This is a genomic window from Dankookia rubra, assembly GCF_004355005.1.
GTDB classification, from domain to species: domain Bacteria; phylum Pseudomonadota; class Alphaproteobacteria; order Acetobacterales; family Acetobacteraceae; genus Paracraurococcus; species Paracraurococcus ruber_A.
Genome location: NZ_SMSJ01000008.1, coordinates 135962 through 150759 on the forward strand (window position 1 = coordinate 135962; position 14798 = coordinate 150759).

12 protein-coding genes are annotated in these 14798 nt (G+C 61.0%); 9 read left to right on the forward strand and 3 right to left on the reverse strand.

Going from position 1 to position 14798, the window contains the following annotated elements; translation table 11 throughout:
- Positions 1-166: 166 nt before the first annotated feature.
- From E2C06_RS09635 to E2C06_RS40235, 3 genes are all read right to left on the reverse strand, one after another.
- Complete coding sequence (locus tag E2C06_RS09635; protein WP_206664492.1) at positions 167-337, reverse strand: helix-turn-helix domain-containing protein; 171 nt, start codon at positions 335-337, stop codon at positions 167-169.
- Positions 338-1260: 923 nt separating this feature from the next.
- Positions 1261-1839, reverse strand: coding sequence for a tripartite tricarboxylate transporter substrate-binding protein (locus tag E2C06_RS09640; RefSeq protein ID WP_165982300.1), 579 nt, complete (start codon positions 1837-1839; stop codon positions 1261-1263).
- Between the two features lie 14 nt (positions 1840-1853).
- Positions 1854-2207 carry a Bug family tripartite tricarboxylate transporter substrate binding protein gene (locus tag E2C06_RS40235; RefSeq protein ID WP_133288384.1) on the reverse strand — a complete coding sequence of 118 codons (354 nt, stop codon included), beginning with the start codon at positions 2205-2207 and terminating at the stop codon, positions 1854-1856.
- 1440 nt (positions 2208-3647) lie between these two features.
- On the opposite strand from E2C06_RS40235, the gene E2C06_RS09655 reads away from it, so the two are divergent.
- The 9 genes from E2C06_RS09655 to E2C06_RS38660 all read left to right on the forward strand — a co-directional run bounded on the left by E2C06_RS09655 (position 3648) and on the right by E2C06_RS38660 (position 14307).
- Positions 3648-4717, forward strand: a protein-coding gene (locus E2C06_RS09655) for an IS630 family transposase (protein ID WP_133288385.1) whose coding sequence is annotated in 2 segments (ribosomal slippage) — positions 3648-4139 and positions 4142-4717 — 1068 coding nt in all. Because the reading frame shifts where the segments join, the coding sequence is not laid out codon by codon here.
- Positions 4718-4882: 165 nt separating this feature from the next.
- Complete coding sequence (locus E2C06_RS09660) at positions 4883-5086, forward strand: type II toxin-antitoxin system Phd/YefM family antitoxin (RefSeq protein WP_133288386.1); 204 nt, start codon at positions 4883-4885, stop codon at positions 5084-5086.
- Between the two features lie 48 nt (positions 5087-5134).
- The gene (locus E2C06_RS09665) at positions 5135-7141 is read left to right on the forward strand and encodes a type I restriction-modification system subunit M (protein ID WP_133288387.1); all 2007 of its coding nucleotides are present in this window, start codon (positions 5135-5137) and stop codon (positions 7139-7141) included.
- Positions 7138-8385 (forward strand): restriction endonuclease subunit S, encoded by a 1248-nt coding sequence (locus E2C06_RS09670; protein ID WP_133288388.1) that lies wholly within the window; start codon positions 7138-7140, stop codon positions 8383-8385. The genes E2C06_RS09665 and E2C06_RS09670 overlap by 4 nt, the downstream gene beginning before the upstream one ends.
- Positions 8386-8387: 2 nt before the next feature.
- Entirely contained in the window at positions 8388-9662 is a 1275-nt protein-coding gene (locus E2C06_RS09675; protein WP_133288389.1) for an AAA family ATPase, read from the forward strand.
- The gene (locus E2C06_RS09680; protein WP_133288390.1) at positions 9649-10338 is read left to right on the forward strand and encodes an HNH endonuclease; all 690 of its coding nucleotides are present in this window, start codon (positions 9649-9651) and stop codon (positions 10336-10338) included. Before E2C06_RS09675 ends, E2C06_RS09680 begins: the two co-directional genes overlap by 14 nt.
- Positions 10339-10340: 2 nt before the next feature.
- Positions 10341-13403: a type I restriction endonuclease subunit R gene (locus tag E2C06_RS09685; protein ID WP_133288391.1), complete on the forward strand. Its 3063-nt coding sequence runs from the start codon at positions 10341-10343 to the stop codon at positions 13401-13403.
- Positions 13390-13794, forward strand: a complete 405-nt coding sequence (locus E2C06_RS38655) for a winged helix-turn-helix domain-containing protein (protein WP_206664493.1) — start codon at positions 13390-13392, stop codon at positions 13792-13794. The genes E2C06_RS09685 and E2C06_RS38655 overlap by 14 nt, the downstream gene beginning before the upstream one ends.
- 36 nt (positions 13795-13830) lie before the next feature.
- Complete coding sequence (locus E2C06_RS38660; RefSeq protein ID WP_241671199.1) at positions 13831-14307, forward strand: restriction endonuclease; 477 nt, start codon at positions 13831-13833, stop codon at positions 14305-14307.
- Positions 14308-14798: the final 491 nt, after the last annotated feature.

Here is a 14798-nt window from a genome sequence, read left to right on the forward strand (position 1 = left end):
AGGCCGTGGCGCGGAAGGTGGCGCGGTGGTAGAAAGCGGTTGTCAAGGCCGCATACCACCGCCGCTGAACCACGTTCCCCGCCGGGCGCCGCAAGGCTCCCGGCGGTTGCGCTTCAGGCCCTAGCCGGCCGCAGCCGCGCGGCGCGGATCGGAATGGCGGCCGGCATCAGCTCTCGGCTCCCAGCAGCACCCGAAGGCTGGCAGCGCAGACCAACGTGCGACCTCCGACCTTCACCAGCCGCAGCCGTCCGGCCGTTGCGTGCCGGTAGAGCGTGCTGCGGGACAGGCCGGACACGGCAGCAGCGTCGTTGATGCCGTAGGACAGCGGGGCGGGCACAGGGGCTTGCTGGGACGTTAAGGGGCGGCGGGTAGCCGTCTCCGTGAGGTGCATGGTATCGCCTTATCCGCAGTGGCGCGGAATGCGCCGGGGCGACACGAAAGATATGCAGCTTTTTCCCGGTGCGCGCCGGATAGATTTAAGGACGGTAATTGTCCTTCCTTTTCATGGGTTTGTGCTTGGCTGACGCCCTCTCCCGTTGTATTTTCCGGGACTTTTCTTCTGACTTCGCAAGATTCTGCTGTCCCTTCGCCCGTGCCAAGGGTAGGACGAAAAACCCCATAAGCGGACTGTCCGGATCGCGGGCAGCGCCATGTCGTAAGGCCCGGCGCTCAGCGCGAATAGCGCGTTCCAGGCTTGCGCGCTGATCGCGGTATCCTTCCCCGTAAAGCCTGCCGCTGGGGTCGAGAATAGCAACGATTTCGGCGGTCGGAATTCGGGCTAGGGGGTTCTTCAGCGACCGGCCCAACCGCCTGTTGACGGCCTGAATGGCCGTCAGGATTGCACCCCTAATTTTCCAGCGCTGCTCGGTCTTCCCCGGCGGACGGCCCCGGCGACTGTGCGGCGGTGGAGCGGCGTCGTCCTCGTGAAGGCGGCGGCCCATGGTGACACTTCCCCGTTTCGCCCGCTGCTACTCTTTGAGCGGCACCACCGTCCCGCCCTCATTGTCACGACAACCCGGCGGTTCCTGCCTCGGCCAGGGCCGCGGGATGCCTCCCGGTGCTGGCCATATCCGACCTATCTGACCACCATCCAAGAGGTCGGACACCGCCCAAACCCACAGATTACCTAGCGTAATCCGACCATCCGACCACATTCGACTGAAAAAGGGATCGTCAGGCGGAAACCGACGATCCATGCGAGCATCGCCCATGCCGGCAGCGCTGTGTGCCGCTGCTTGCGCAGCGCATCGCGGTCGGCTTTCAGCACCTGGATGATGAAGGCGGTGACGACGTCCAGTTTCGGCCTAGCGCGTTGCGGATAGTGGCGCGGCGGTGGCAGCGCACCACCAATTGCCTGCGAACCATGCGGCGATGCACCCCGAACTTGGCTGCGACGCCCGCCACCGTCCCAATGCCAAACTTATGCTCCCGGTGGAGCCTCCCGAACAAATCCCTTTTCGCTTTCCTGTCCATGCCAAGCCCCTGGTGCGAGCGGGAGCCTGTAGGTTGGGGGAAGGCAAATGGGTCAAAATTCGATGGCAAAGTCACTTGGCCGCCACGATGTGGCGGGATAACCGTCAACGTCCGACCGACTGCCGTGTCGAGGACGCCGGCCGGCAGGTCGTTCATCGCCGGGCCTGAGCCGCGATAGGTCACCAGCGTCGCCTTCAGCTCGGTCAAGTACAAGAGGAAGCCCGGCGCGAGATGGCTGGTCGTACCATTGCCCGCAGTGCCGAAGCTGACACGTTCGCTGCGCTGGCGGATTCGCTCGATCAACTCGGGCAGGCTACGGATGCCGCTGGCCTGGCTAGCCGCCAGAACCATCGGCACATTGGCCACCACCCCGATCGGCGCTAGGTCGTGCCGCGGATCGAAGCCGGACCCGGGTTCAGCGCTATGGCCGCCGCCAGCACACCCATGTTGCCGAAGACGATGGTGTGGCCATCAGGTTCAGCGCGGGCCAAGCACTGCAACCCGACCAGGCCGCCGGCACCGCTGACATTCTCCACCACGACGGGCCACCCGAGCGCCGGGCCCATCGTTTGGCCGAAGAACCGCGCCAACGCATCCAGCGTGCCGCCCGGGGCAGAGGGGAAGATGACGGTGACGGTGCGCTGGGGGAATTCCTGCGCCGACGCAGGCTGGTCGGGAGCCATACGCAGGAGCGCGGCTATCCTCAGCACAATCAGAATTGTGCCAAGTCGCATGGCCTGGTTCCCCTTAGTGCTGCCTCGGCTCAATCAGCGAGGCTTCCCCACGACCGTGCGGCGCGGCAGGGCATCTGCCAAGGCTGGATGATGGCTGGTGAACCGCTGCACCGTCTCTGGAAGCGTGAACATCGTTTTTCGCATGGTCGTGCTGCTTGCGGACGATATGGGGTCAGCTGAGGTCCCACTGGGGCGAGCCGATAAGCCGTGATGCCAGCATAATGCGGCCCGTGCCGGCGGCGGAGACCGATGCGGCGATGGTGGACTAGGTGCGGGCGCTGCTGCGCCATCCCGAGATCGTCGTCGGCACCTGGCGGGCGGCGCGCAGGGAGGCGCCGGAGTCGACAGAGGGCGAAACCCGCGACGTATTGCATCGGCTCGACCCGCGGTGGGGCAGCTGTTCTCAGCTGAGCAGGCTCGGATCGTTTGGTCGCTGGTGGAGCGGGTGGTGATCAGCTCAGCCGGCGCCGACATCCGGCTCCGGCTGGAGGGCTTGGCCAGTCTGGTCCGGGACCTCACCGCCATAGTGCCCAACGCGCTGCCACGCTGCTGCGGCTGACCCTGCTGTCGCCGGACCTCTTCGAGGCGATCCTGGAAGGGCGGCAGGCTGACGGGATGGGGCTGCCGCAGTTGCTGGAGTCGTTTCCAGCGGGCTGGGCGAAGCAGCGCGGCGCGTTCGGCACGGGCTGAGCCAGCGGTCGCCGGCGCGGCGGCCGAGCACAAAAGGCCCGTGCAGGCCCTGCAGTCGGCGGCTTGCATGCCGAAAAGATCCGCGTGAGCACGTTCGAGTCGCAGTTGAGTCTGCGCCCTAACCCCTTCCTTGCGCCCACGGGCAGCTGCTTCGTATTGATGCTGTCATGGACACCCTCAGCCGATCCCGCCGCGCGCTGGCGCTCGACCGCTTGGCCACGGTCGCGGCCTCGCCGGCAATTACGCGCGGCCGCGGTGGACGGGGCGGGGGGAGGCGTAGCGGCTGCGGAGGTGGCGCCGGCTTTGGCGGCCTTATCGGTTTAAGCCTCCTCGGCCTCGGCACGCGTGATTGGCTATAGTGTCAGTCCGAGGAGAGATGGCGCCGTGGCTGCGCGCCATTTTACGAGGCCGCCACTTGTTGCAGATGCAGGTATACCGAGCTGGCGTGGAGAGATGGTGAGCTTTGGGTCACGCCGTGGATGGACGTCCATAACGTCCGATTCACTGTCCGCACCCCGAGCCGCCAACCTCGGAAAGCGTTGCTCAATTCACTCATCAGTTGCAGCGTCCGCTAGGCGACTGTGCCGCACGCAGACAACGCATCGCCGCGCTCCAACTTCCAGCCCCGCCGCTGCGGCGGGTGAGGATGACGCCGAGTAATACCCGCCGCGTGAACTGCTGATTCTCCTGTGTAGGGCCGAGCCGCAAGGAGTGTGATTCGGTGGCCTCCGATTTGGCGGAGGTCATGGGATGGGATCGCCACTGATCGTCCGATCGGACCTGGAGGCGGCTGAGCTTCGCCGCCTGGCCCGTCGAGAGCGGGATGGTCGCGTGGCGGCGCGGCTGATCGCGTTGGCTAATGTCCTGGACGGCATGACACGAGAGGCGGCGGCCCGGGCGGCCGGGATGGACCGGCAGACGCTGCGGGACTGGGTGATCCGCTTCAATGCCGAGAGTGTCGATGGCTTGCGAGACCAGCCGCGCTCCGGCCGCCCGGCCCGGATGCCCGAGGGCCAGCAGGCGACGCTCAAGGCCATCGTGCTGCACGGCCCGGATCCGGAGCGGGACGGCGTGTCGACGTGGCGCATCGTCGACCTGTGCCGGATCGTCGAGGAACGCTTCGGCGTCACCTACCGCGAGGGTGGCATTCGAAGCCTCATCAAGTCGCTGGGCCTCTCCTGGCAGAAGACCCGGCCGCGCCACCCCAAGGCGGACAAGGCCGCGCAGGAGCGGTTCAAAAAAGGGGCCTCGCCCGCGCGTTGAGCGAAGTCGCCCGACGCCATCCCGACGCAGAGGTGCAGCTCTGGTGCCAGGACGAAGCCCGGGTCGGCCAGAAGGGTCGTGGCGTCCGAGCCTGGTTCGAGCGTGGCATCCGTCCCGAGGGCGTGCTCGACCACCGCTACGCATCCGCCTGGCCCTACGCTGCCATCCGCCCCGGCACCGACGATGCTTTCGCCCTGGTCATGCCGGAGGTCAGCGCGGCGGCCATGCAGGCTTTCCTCAACGGCTTTGCCGCGACCCTGCCGGAGCAGGTGGATGCCGCCCTGCTCGTCGACGGCGCGGGCTGGCACATCGCCGCCGACCTTGCCGTCCCGGTCAACATCAGCCTGATCTTCCTGCCGCCCTACAGCCCAAACCTCAATCCGGTCGAGCGGGTCTGGCTTTACCTGCGAGAGCGCTTCCTCTCGCTCCGGCTGTTTGCCGGTCTCGATGCCATCATCGAGGGCTGCTGCGACGCCTGGAACCGCCTCATCGCAGAGCCAGGCCGCATCGCGTCACTTACCAACTACCCCTACCTGCAGAAGGTCAGGACTTTATGAGCTTTATATAAGGTCCGGTCGGCCTGAGCTATGCAAGGTGCGCTCCTGGAACTGGTCCGTCGACCGAGAGAGGGAAAGGAATGTTGCGAATTCGGATTTGTCGCCTCAGCGATCTATCCGAAGCGTTGAGGATAGCTAAAATAGCTCCGAGTAGGGGGCTGCTCCATGCAACGCATGTCGGCGCGAGACGCCAAGAACGGCTTCGGCAAGCTAATCGATCTGGCGCGGGCGGAGCCGGTCGCGATCGAAAAGTACGGCCGATCCGTCGTCATCGTCATGGCCGTCGAGGAGTACGAGCGTCTATCGGGGAAGATTGAAAAACGACGCTCCGGGACGAAGCCCGCAACGGGCAAAGGGGCGAAGGCGTGACGACAATGGAACGAGCAGCAGCAACCAGCATCTGGAAGGCGGCACAGTATGGCCAGCCATTCTGATCTCGCGAACCTGATCTGGCAGATCGCCGACCTGCTGCGCGGACCTTATCGGCCGCCACAGTATGAGCGCGTCATGCTTCCGCTTGTTGTGCTCCGCCGTTTCGATTGCGTGCTGGCGGACACCAAGCAGCAAGTTCTGGCAGAGTTCGAGCGCCGCAAGGGCGGCAAGCTGGAGGACGATGCGCTTGACCGGATCTTGAACAACGCCTCCGGCCATCGCTTCCATAACCGGTCGCCGCTGGACTTCCAGAAGCTGAAAGGTGACCCCGACAACATCCACAGCCACTTGATCAGCTATATCAACGGTTTCTCAACCAATGTGCGCCGCATCTTCTTAGACTATTTCGAGTTCGGCAATGAAATCGAGCGCATGCGCGAGGCCAATATTCTCTACCTCGTCATCAGTGCGTTCTGCGGGGTCAATCTGCACCCGCGTCTGGTGCCGAACGAGCAGATGGGACTTCTCTTCGAAAACCTGATCCGTCGCTTCAACGAACTTGCAAATGAAACGGCCGGCGATCACTTCACGCCCCGCGAGGTCATCACGCTCATGATCGATCTGCTCTTTCTCGATGCAGATGACCTTCTCAGCAAGCCAGGTATCGCCGTGCGGATGCTCGATCCTGCCTGCGGCACGGGCGGAATGCTCGCCGGCGCGCAGAAGTATATGCGCGAGCACCACGAAGACGCGAAACTGTATGTTTACGGGCAAGACTACAACAAACGCGCGTTCGCGACCGCAGCTTCCGACGTGCTTTTGAAGGAGATCGACCACAATGGCGACGGTGAGAATGTTCAATTCGGAGATAGTTTTCTCAGCGACAAATTCGAAAGGCAGAGTTTCGATTACTTTATAGCTAATCCGCCTTTCGGCGTGGATTGGAAGAAGCAGCAAAAAGAGATAGTCCAGCGGCACGAGAAGGCGCCGAAAGGCGACCCGTGGAGCGCCGGATTGCCCCGCGTCAATGACGGTTCCCTGCTATTCCTCCAGCACATGATCTCGAAATTCGAGGATGTCGATCTGAAGGCTCAGAAATATGGCTCGCGCGCAGCCATCGTGTTTTCTGGTTCGCCGCTCTTCACTGGCGGCGCGGGTGGTGGCGAGAGCGAAATCCGCCGCTGGATCATTGAACGTGACATGCTCGAAGGCATTGTCGCCCTACCGGAACAGATGTTCTACAACACGGGCATCGGCACCTATATCTGGATCGTTACAAACCGGAAAAGGAAGGAGCGCAAGGGCAAGATCCAGCTCGTCGATGCGCGCGGGACGTGGATTCCCATGAGCCGCAACCAGGGTGACAAACGCCGTAAGATCGGCGAAGGCGCTGCGCTGGAAGGGGATGACAGGCCGGACGAGCCCGACCAGATCTCTGATATCGTGCGGCTCTATGGCCGTTTCGAGGCGAATGAGAACTCGAAGCTCTTCGACAATAAAGACTTCGGCTATACCCGCGTCACGATCGAGCGGCCCCTGAAGCTGCGCTACCAGATGAGCGTGGAGGACAAGGCGCGCTTCCTCGATGCCGCGCCGCACCTGCTCGACGATATTCAAGCCATCGACAAGGCGCTCGGCCGCGAGCCGCACCTCCACTGGAACGCCGTCTGGTCCAGCATCGAGAAGCTCCTCAAGAAGCTAGGTTCACGCTGGAAGGCGCCGGAGGAAAAGCTATTCCGCACGGTCTTCACCGTTAGGGACCCGGAGGGCGCGCCCGTAAAGAAGGGGTCCAGCTTTGAGGCCGATTCCGAGCTGCGCGACTTCGAGAACGTGCCGCTCCAGGAGGACATCGAGGCCTATTTCAGGAGCGAGGTACTGCCGCATGTGCCGGATGCCTGGATGGACCGTACCAAGGATAAGGTCGGCTATGAGATTAACTTTAATCGTCACTTTTACAAGTTCACCCCGCCGCGCAAGCTGGCGCAGATCGATGCGGATCTGAAGAAGGCGGAAAACGACATCCTCCGGCTGCTACGGGAGGTGACGAAATGAAAGGCGCACTTTCAAATCAGCAGACTTTGAGATTGAAGTATGCCGTCGAACTTCGGCGCGCTCGTGTTGAGGGTCCGGATAGCGACCGGCCCTATGTCGGCCTCGAAAACATTGAAAGTCGGACCGGACGTTTGATCCCGTCTGCCACGACAGGGGCTGCCGAAGGTGAGTTTGTGTCGACTTCGGGCGAATCACTCTCTGCCTTGTTTGAAGAAGGCGACATTCTTTTTGGGAAGCTTCGGCCATATCTCGCGAAAGCTTGGATCGCAGAATTCAACGGGCGATGCAGTACAGAGCTGCTTCCACTTCGTCCGGAAAAGATCCACCCGCGTTTCGGCTTGTATATAGTCCTATCACAGCAGTTTATCGATGCCGTTGACGCTTCCACTTTTGGCTCGAAAATGCCTCGCGCGGACTGGGAATTCATAGGCAACTTGCCGATCCCGCTCCCGCCGCAACAAAAGCAATCAGATGTCGTACGGTTCCTCGACCGCGAGACCGCCGATATTGACGACCTGATAGCCGCCAAGCAGCAGTTGCTCGATCTGCTAGCCGAGAAGCGCCGGGCGATTGTCGCCGATGCTGTCATGCGCGGTCTCAACCCGGCCGCAAGCTTGCGCCCCTCTGGTATCGACTGGCTCGGCGACATCCCCGCGCATTGGGAAGTCGAGCGTTCGCGCTGGCTGTTCCGCGAAAGGGACGAGAGATCCGAGACGGGCACCGAAGAAATGCTGACCGTCTCGCACATCACGGGCGTCACACCGCGATCAGAGAAGGACGTCAATATGTTCGAGGCCGAAAGTACGGCAGGCTACAAGCTGTGCTTCGCCGGTGACTTGGCCATAAACACCCTTTGGGCCTGGATGGGGGCCATGGGCATTGCCCGAGTCGATGGCATCGTGAGCCCTGCCTACAACGTCTACACCCCCGGCCCAAGGCTGCTGCCCGACTATGTCGACGCGCTGGTCCGCATCCCCGTTTTTGCACAGGAGGTGACACGTTACTCCAAGGGCGTCTGGTCCTCGCGGCTGCGGCTTTATCCCGAGGGCTTATTCGAAACCCGGTGGCCCGTCCCGCCGCTGGATGAACAGCAGCAGATCGTGGAGCACATCGCGGCCGAGACTGCGAAGATCGACCGACTTCGCGCCGCTACCGAGCATTCCATCACGCTCTTGAAGGAACGCCGCGGCGCGCTGATCGCCGCCGCCGTCACCGGCCAGATAGACATCCCGGAAGCGGCGTAGTCATGCGGATACGCGAACTCACAATACACAATTATCGGGCCTTCGGCGAACGGCAAACCTTCCCGTTTCCCACCAATTTCACCGCTGTTGCCGGAATCAACGGTCGCGGCAAGACATCATTGCTCGACGGGCTGGCGCTGCTTGCCTCGCGTATCCTGCCGCACATTTCACCAGCCCGCAGCGGCTACCGGTCACTCGGTCCTCTCGACCTACACGATGGGCGTGGCACGTTGTCGCTCTCAATGAAGATTAACTGCGGTGGCATCCCGATCGAGTTCGGTATCAAGCTGGAGGACAGTGCGCGGCCGCCAGAGGTCACAAAACTTGCTCCGGCCGTGAAACAGGCCGTCCGCAATGTCTATGGCGACCCGACCCGGGCCGACGATGCCGCACCCTTGGTCGTCTACTTCACAACAGACCGGGCCGGATACCGGCTCCCGAAGAAGCTGCGTTCCGAAGCGCCGGGCGGCCAGGAGGCAGCGTACACCGGCGCGTTGTTCAATAGAACAGTCAACTTTCGCGACTTCATGGAGCGCTACCGCAGCGCAATTGTGGTCCAGGAAGACGAGACGCGCTTGAACCCAAACTATATTGGAGACGGCGCCGTTGGCGCGATATCTGGAGCGCTGGCAACGTTCCTGGGCGGATTTCAGAATCTGCGCGTGCAGTCATTGCCATTGAGGCTGCTCGTCGATAAGGGTGGCCAGACCTTCGACCTCTCTCAGCTTTCCGACGGCGAACGATCATTTCTGGCGCTGATTTGCGATCTTGGTCGGCGCCTCGCACTCGCAAATCCCGAGCTACCTAATCCGCTGCAGGGTGCGGGCGTCGCACTGATCGATGAACTTGAGTTGCACTTGCACCCTAAGTGGCAACGGGAGGTCCGAGATAAGCTTGTCGCGACATTCCCCAACGTGCAGTTTGTGACCACCACGCATTCACCCTTCATTATCCAGTCGCTGAAGCCGGGCGAACTGATCAATCTCGACCCTGACGATTTTGTCGAATACTCGGACAAGAGCATTGAGGACATTTCCGAGAACGTGATGGGCGTAGATCTTCCGCAAAAGAGCCAGCGCTACCAGGAAATGATGAGAGTGGCCGAGGAATACTTCACCCTGGTGCGCCAGCAATCGCCCGATCAAACGCTTGTTGCCGCGGCAGAGTCGCGCCTGAATGAACTCTCAGTTCCGTTCAGTGACGATCCCGCCTTCCAGGCACTCTTGAAGCTAGAAAGGGAAACAAAGGCACGCGGGGGTGGCGATGCGACCAGTTGAGCGAGGAGCAGCCCCCAGAATCTACACGAACTATCAGGATGCTGGCCCAGACCTTCAGGCGCGGCTCGGCGATTATTGCAGCTACTGTGAACGGCAGATCGAAACGAATCTCGCGGTGGAGCATGTTCAGCCGAAAGACTTGGAACCAGCTCTGCGAAATACGTGGACCAATTTTTTGTTGGGTTGCGTTCACTGCAATTCAAGCAAAGGCGTTCAGCAAGTAGTGGTTCAAAATTTTCTTTGGCCGGATCTCGACAATACCCTTCGCGCCTTCGAGTACGGCCCGGGAGGGCTGGTCAAATCAAGCGCAACTTTGCCGCCGGCAATGCGAGCGAAAGCTGAGGCGCTGATCCAAATCACCGGCCTTGATAAAGACCCGGGAAACCCGAAACTGGGTCGGCGTCCGACTGAGTCAGACAAGCGTTGGCTGAAGCGAAAGGAAGCTTGGCAGAAGGCTGAGCGCTGCAAGGAAATTCTTGCTTTGCAGGACACACCTGAAACGCGAGAACTTATTGTTGAAGTCGCTAAGGGAAAGGGCATGTTCTCAATATATTGGCTGCAATTCTCCCATGATGCCGACATGAGAAAAAGATTTCGAGAAGCGTTTATTGGCACTGCACACATTTGTTTTGACCCTACCGAGAATGTTCAGCCGCGACCCGGAGGCCAAGTCTAGTCATGAACCACGCCAGGCACTCGGAACGCGCCTTCGAGACGGTCATTGAAGCCACGATGCTGGCCAATGGCGCCGTGCCGGAGCCGGCGGCAGGGTTCGACCGCGAGCGGGCGATCTTTCCGGAGACGGTGCTGGCCTTTATCCGCGCGACCCAGCCCAAGGAATGGAAGGCGCTGGAAGGGCTGCACGGGGAAAAGACCGGCGCCCAAATCCTGACCGATCTGGGCAAATGGATGGATCGCGAAGGCTCACTGGCCACCCTGCGCCACGGCTTCAAGTGCTATGGTAAGACATTGCGTATTGCGTTCTTCAAGGCCGCGCATGGCCTCAACCCGGAGCTTGAGGCGCGCTACGCGGCAAACCGCGTCGGCATTACCCGGCAACTGCATTTCTCGAAGGCGTCGGAGAAATCGCTGGACGTGGCGCTCAGCGTCAACGGAATTCCGGTCGCCTCGGTCGAACTCAAAAATCCAATGACCGGCCAGACCGTCGAGCAAGCACTACGCCAGTATCGGAACGATCGTGACCCGCGCGAGCCGATCTTCGAATTCAAGCGGCGGATGCTCGTTCACTTCGCCGCTGACACCGAGTCCGTCTTCATGACCACCCGGCTTGCGGGGCCAGCTACGCACTTTCTCCCCTTCAATAAGGGCAACGGCGGCGGTGCCGGCAATGCACCAGATTCCGAAGGGCGACGCTATCGCACGGCCTATCTTTGGGAAGAGGTACTGCAGCGAGACAGCCTGCTCGATTTGATCGCACGCTTCATCCACCTGCAGGTCGAGGAGAAGCGCGACGATCAGGGGCGAAAGGTCAAGAAGGAGACCATGATCTTTCCACGCTATCACCAGCTTGAAGCGGTTCGTTCGCTAGTCGATCGGGCGCAGCGCGAGGGAGTGGGGAACAACTATCTGGTCGAACATTCGGCTGGCAGCGGCAAGAGCAACACCATCGGCTGGGTCACGCATCGGCTCGCGTCGCTGCACGACGAGACGAACAACCGCGTCTTTGACAGTGTTATCGTGATCACCGATCGCGTGGTGCTGGACAAGCAGTTGCAGGACACGATCTACCAGTTCGAGCACAAGCACGGCGTGGTGCAGAAGATCGACGAGAGTTCGCGTCAGCTGGCCGAAGCTCTCGAAAGCGCCGTGCCCATCATCATCACCACCTTGCAGAAGTTCCCCTTCGTGTCGCGCCAGCTAGCCAAGATGGCGGAGGAGCGCGGCGAGGTCGAAGGCGGCGTCCTAAAGGCGCGCCGCTGCGCGGTTGTCATCGACGAGGCCCATAGCTCGCAGGGCGGCGAGACGGCAACCGACCTCAAGGAAGTTCTCGGCGGCCAGGGCCTTCGCGAGGAGGCTGCGCGACATATGGCCGAGAGCGAAGAGGAGGACATGGATGAGCTCTACCGGTCCATGGCCAAACGCGGCCGCCAGGCAAACATCAGCTTCTTTGCCTTCACCGCGACGCCGAAGCACAAGACCCTCAAGGTCTTCGGACGCGACGACAAGCCTGCGCATCGCTACACCATGCGCCAAGCCATCGAGGAGGGTTTCATCCTCGATGTTCTGAAGCACTACACGACCTACGCCACCTATGTCAGGCTCCTCAAGGCGAGCGAGGACGATCCGAACGTCGAACGAAAGAAGGCAGCGCGGGCCCTGGCGCGCTTCCTCAAGCTGCACCCTCACAACATCGCCCAGAAGACCGAGGTCATGGTTGAGCATTTCCACGCTGCGACCCAACACAAGATCGGTGGTCGGGCCAAGGCGATAGTTGTGACCGGCTCCCGACTCGAAGCCGTCCGCTACAAGCAGAGCTTCGACCGCTACATCAAGGAAAAGGGCTACGCCATCAAATCGCTTGTGGCCTTTTCCGGTGTCGTCACGGACGACAGGCTGAAGGATGTCACATACACTGAGGAAGGCATGAACCTCGGCGTCCGCGAGAGGGAACTGCCGGAGGTCTTCGCCACCCAAGAATATCAGGTGCTGCTCGTCGCCGAGAAGTACCAGACGGGTTTCGACCAACCCTTGCTGCACACGATGTATGTCGACCGTCGGCTTGCCGGCATCCAGGCTGTGCAAACCCTTTCCCGCCTCAACCGCATCCACCCTTTGAAGGAAGACACCTTCGTCCTCGACTTCGTCAACGAGCGCGACGAGATTCGCGAGGCATTCAAGACCTATTACGAAGGCGCGGAGGTCGGTGAGAACGTCGATCCGGCCCGAATGTACGAGATCAAGAGCGAACTCGACGCCGGCGGGATCTATGTAATTGCCGACGTTGAGCGCTTCAGCTCTGTCTATTTCAAGCCGCGCCAGCGCCAGAGCCCGAACGATCACCAGCTGATGAATGCCGCGCTTGACTCCTGTGTTGCACGCTTCAAGGAGCTTCAGCAGGAAAGACCAGACGAGGCTGAGCTATGGCGCGGCAAACTGCTGGCCTTCTGCAGTCTCTATGGCTTCCTCAGCCAAATCATTCCCTATCAGGACACGGATCTCGAGCGGCTGTATGTGTTTCTACGGCACCTCGCGACCAAGCTGCCGAAAAGCGACACTGGGCCATCCTACCAGTTCGATGACGAGGTGCGCCTCGAGTATTATCGACTCCAGAAGATCAGCGAAGGGTCCATTAGCCTAAGCGAAGGTCAAGCCGACCGGCTTGATGGTCCATCCGAGGTCGGAAGCGGCGTTGCGCGCGAGGATGCCGTACCGCTGTCTCGCTTGATCGACGTTGTTAACGATAGATTCGGAGCCGACTTCAATCAGGCGGATCAGCTATTCTTTGACCAGATCGTCGAAGCGGCGATTTCCGACGCGGCCCTGGAGCAGGCGGCAGCCGTCAATCCAGATGACAAGTTTGAGCTTGTTTTCAAGAACCTGCTTGAGGCGCTGTTCGTTGAACGGATGGACCAAAATGAAGAGATATTTGCAAGATTTATGAATGATAAATCATTCCAGAAGGTTGTGACGGGCTGGCTTTCGTCTGAAGCCTATCGAAAGCTCCGGTCGAGCAGCGCGGCGGGGTCTGAGCGCGTCGAGGCAGTAGATGCCAATTCCTGATTACAAATCCTTTATGCTACCTGTCTTGGAGGTCGCGGCGAAAGGCGGATCGTCGATACCTTTGGCCGATAACGAGATCGCTGGACGCTTGGGGCTCACCGACGAGGAGCGCGAGCAGATGCTGCTCAGCGGGAAGCAGCGTTTGCTCCACAACCGGGTGCACTGGGCCAAGTTTTATGTGACCAAGGCAGGATTGCTTGAAAGCCCAAAGCGGGGCCGCTTCGTGATTACCGATGCGGGTAGGAAGGCGCTCGGCAGCCCACCGCCAGAGCTTAACACGAAGTACCTCCTGGCAATTCCGGCGTTCCGCGATTTCTACCGCGGCGAGGAGGAGGGCGGCGCCGCCGATCGGGTCTTGGAGGTGGAACCACCGGTTGCGACGCCCGAATAGATTGTTGACGCTGCCTACAAGGCTCTTCAGGCGGCATTGCGCGATGAGCTCTTGGTCCGGATTCTACAGAATAGCCCGGCCTTCTTTGAGAGGTTGATAGTCGAACTTTTGGTAGCCATGGGCTACGGGGGATCACGTCTGGAGGCCGCGGAGCAGCTCGGTAAGTCTGGTGACGGCGGCGCCGATGGCGTTATCAATGAGGACGTTCTCGGCCTCGATCGGGTCTATGTTCAGGCCAAGCGGCACGCGCCTGGCAGCACCATTGGGCGGCCAGAGATACAGGCATTTACCGGCAGCCTCGTCGGCCTTGGCGCGTCGAAAAGCGTCTTCGTGACGACCTGTGCATTCTCCGCCCAGGCCATCGACTTCGCATCGAGAATCCCGCAGCGCGTGGTGCTGATCACCGGGAAGCGCTTGACCGAACTGATGGTCGAGCACGGTGTCGGGGTGCGCATCAGCCGAACCATTGAGTTCAAACGCCTCGACCAGGATTTTTTCTCGGAGGAGGAGTGATCTGCCCTACTGGCCTTACCAACGTATTCGCTCTCGCCGTGCGGATTTCGGGCAAGCGGGGTTCGAACCAAGGTACGTGCCAACCGCGCTGAAACCCGCCTATCACCTAGGCTCTTGAGGTCCGTACTATTGAGACGGCCCTCATTGTCTTGAGTGACCTGTTTGCCGCGCTGAGCCCCCTAGCCGCTGCTCGGCGGTGAGGGAATCGCGTCAATGAGGGCCATCTCAATAAATCGGCCAGGTCAGGAGATCCGCAGAGAATTGGCGTCCGGAGAGCGACTTTCGGGCGTCGCCGCGCCGGACCAGTCAAAAGGTCTCCCCCGAAAACCTGTGGAAACCTGCCACTCAGCGCGAAGGTCGGTCTCGCAGAGAGCGCGACGCCCAAGAAAACTGGCGGAGGAAGCTGAATTCGAACTCACGCTACGGAAGCCACAAGCTGATCGGGGGGAAAATTCCGATTGAACGCCTATGTACATCGTGGCAGACGATTT

Excerpts from the sequence above, each read along its gene's own strand:
- E2C06_RS38655 (WP_206664493.1), top strand. The coding sequence starts at position 13,390 with ATGCCAATTCCTGATTACAAATCCTTTATGCTACCTGTCTTGGAGGTC.
- E2C06_RS09675 (WP_133288389.1), top strand. The coding sequence starts at position 8,388 with ATGCGGATACGCGAACTCACAATACACAATTATCGGGCCTTCGGCGAA.
- E2C06_RS09660 (WP_133288386.1), top strand. The coding sequence starts at position 4,883 with ATGCAACGCATGTCGGCGCGAGACGCCAAGAACGGCTTCGGCAAGCTA.
- E2C06_RS09680 (WP_133288390.1), top strand. The coding sequence starts at position 9,649 with ATGCGACCAGTTGAGCGAGGAGCAGCCCCCAGAATCTACACGAACTAT.
- E2C06_RS40235 (WP_133288384.1), bottom strand. The coding sequence starts at position 2,207 with ATGCGACTTGGCACAATTCTGATTGTGCTGAGGATAGCCGCGCTCCTG.
- E2C06_RS09670 (WP_133288388.1), top strand. The coding sequence starts at position 7,138 with ATGAAAGGCGCACTTTCAAATCAGCAGACTTTGAGATTGAAGTATGCC.
- E2C06_RS09685 (WP_133288391.1), top strand. The coding sequence starts at position 10,341 with ATGAACCACGCCAGGCACTCGGAACGCGCCTTCGAGACGGTCATTGAA.
- E2C06_RS09665 (WP_133288387.1), top strand. The coding sequence starts at position 5,135 with ATGGCCAGCCATTCTGATCTCGCGAACCTGATCTGGCAGATCGCCGAC.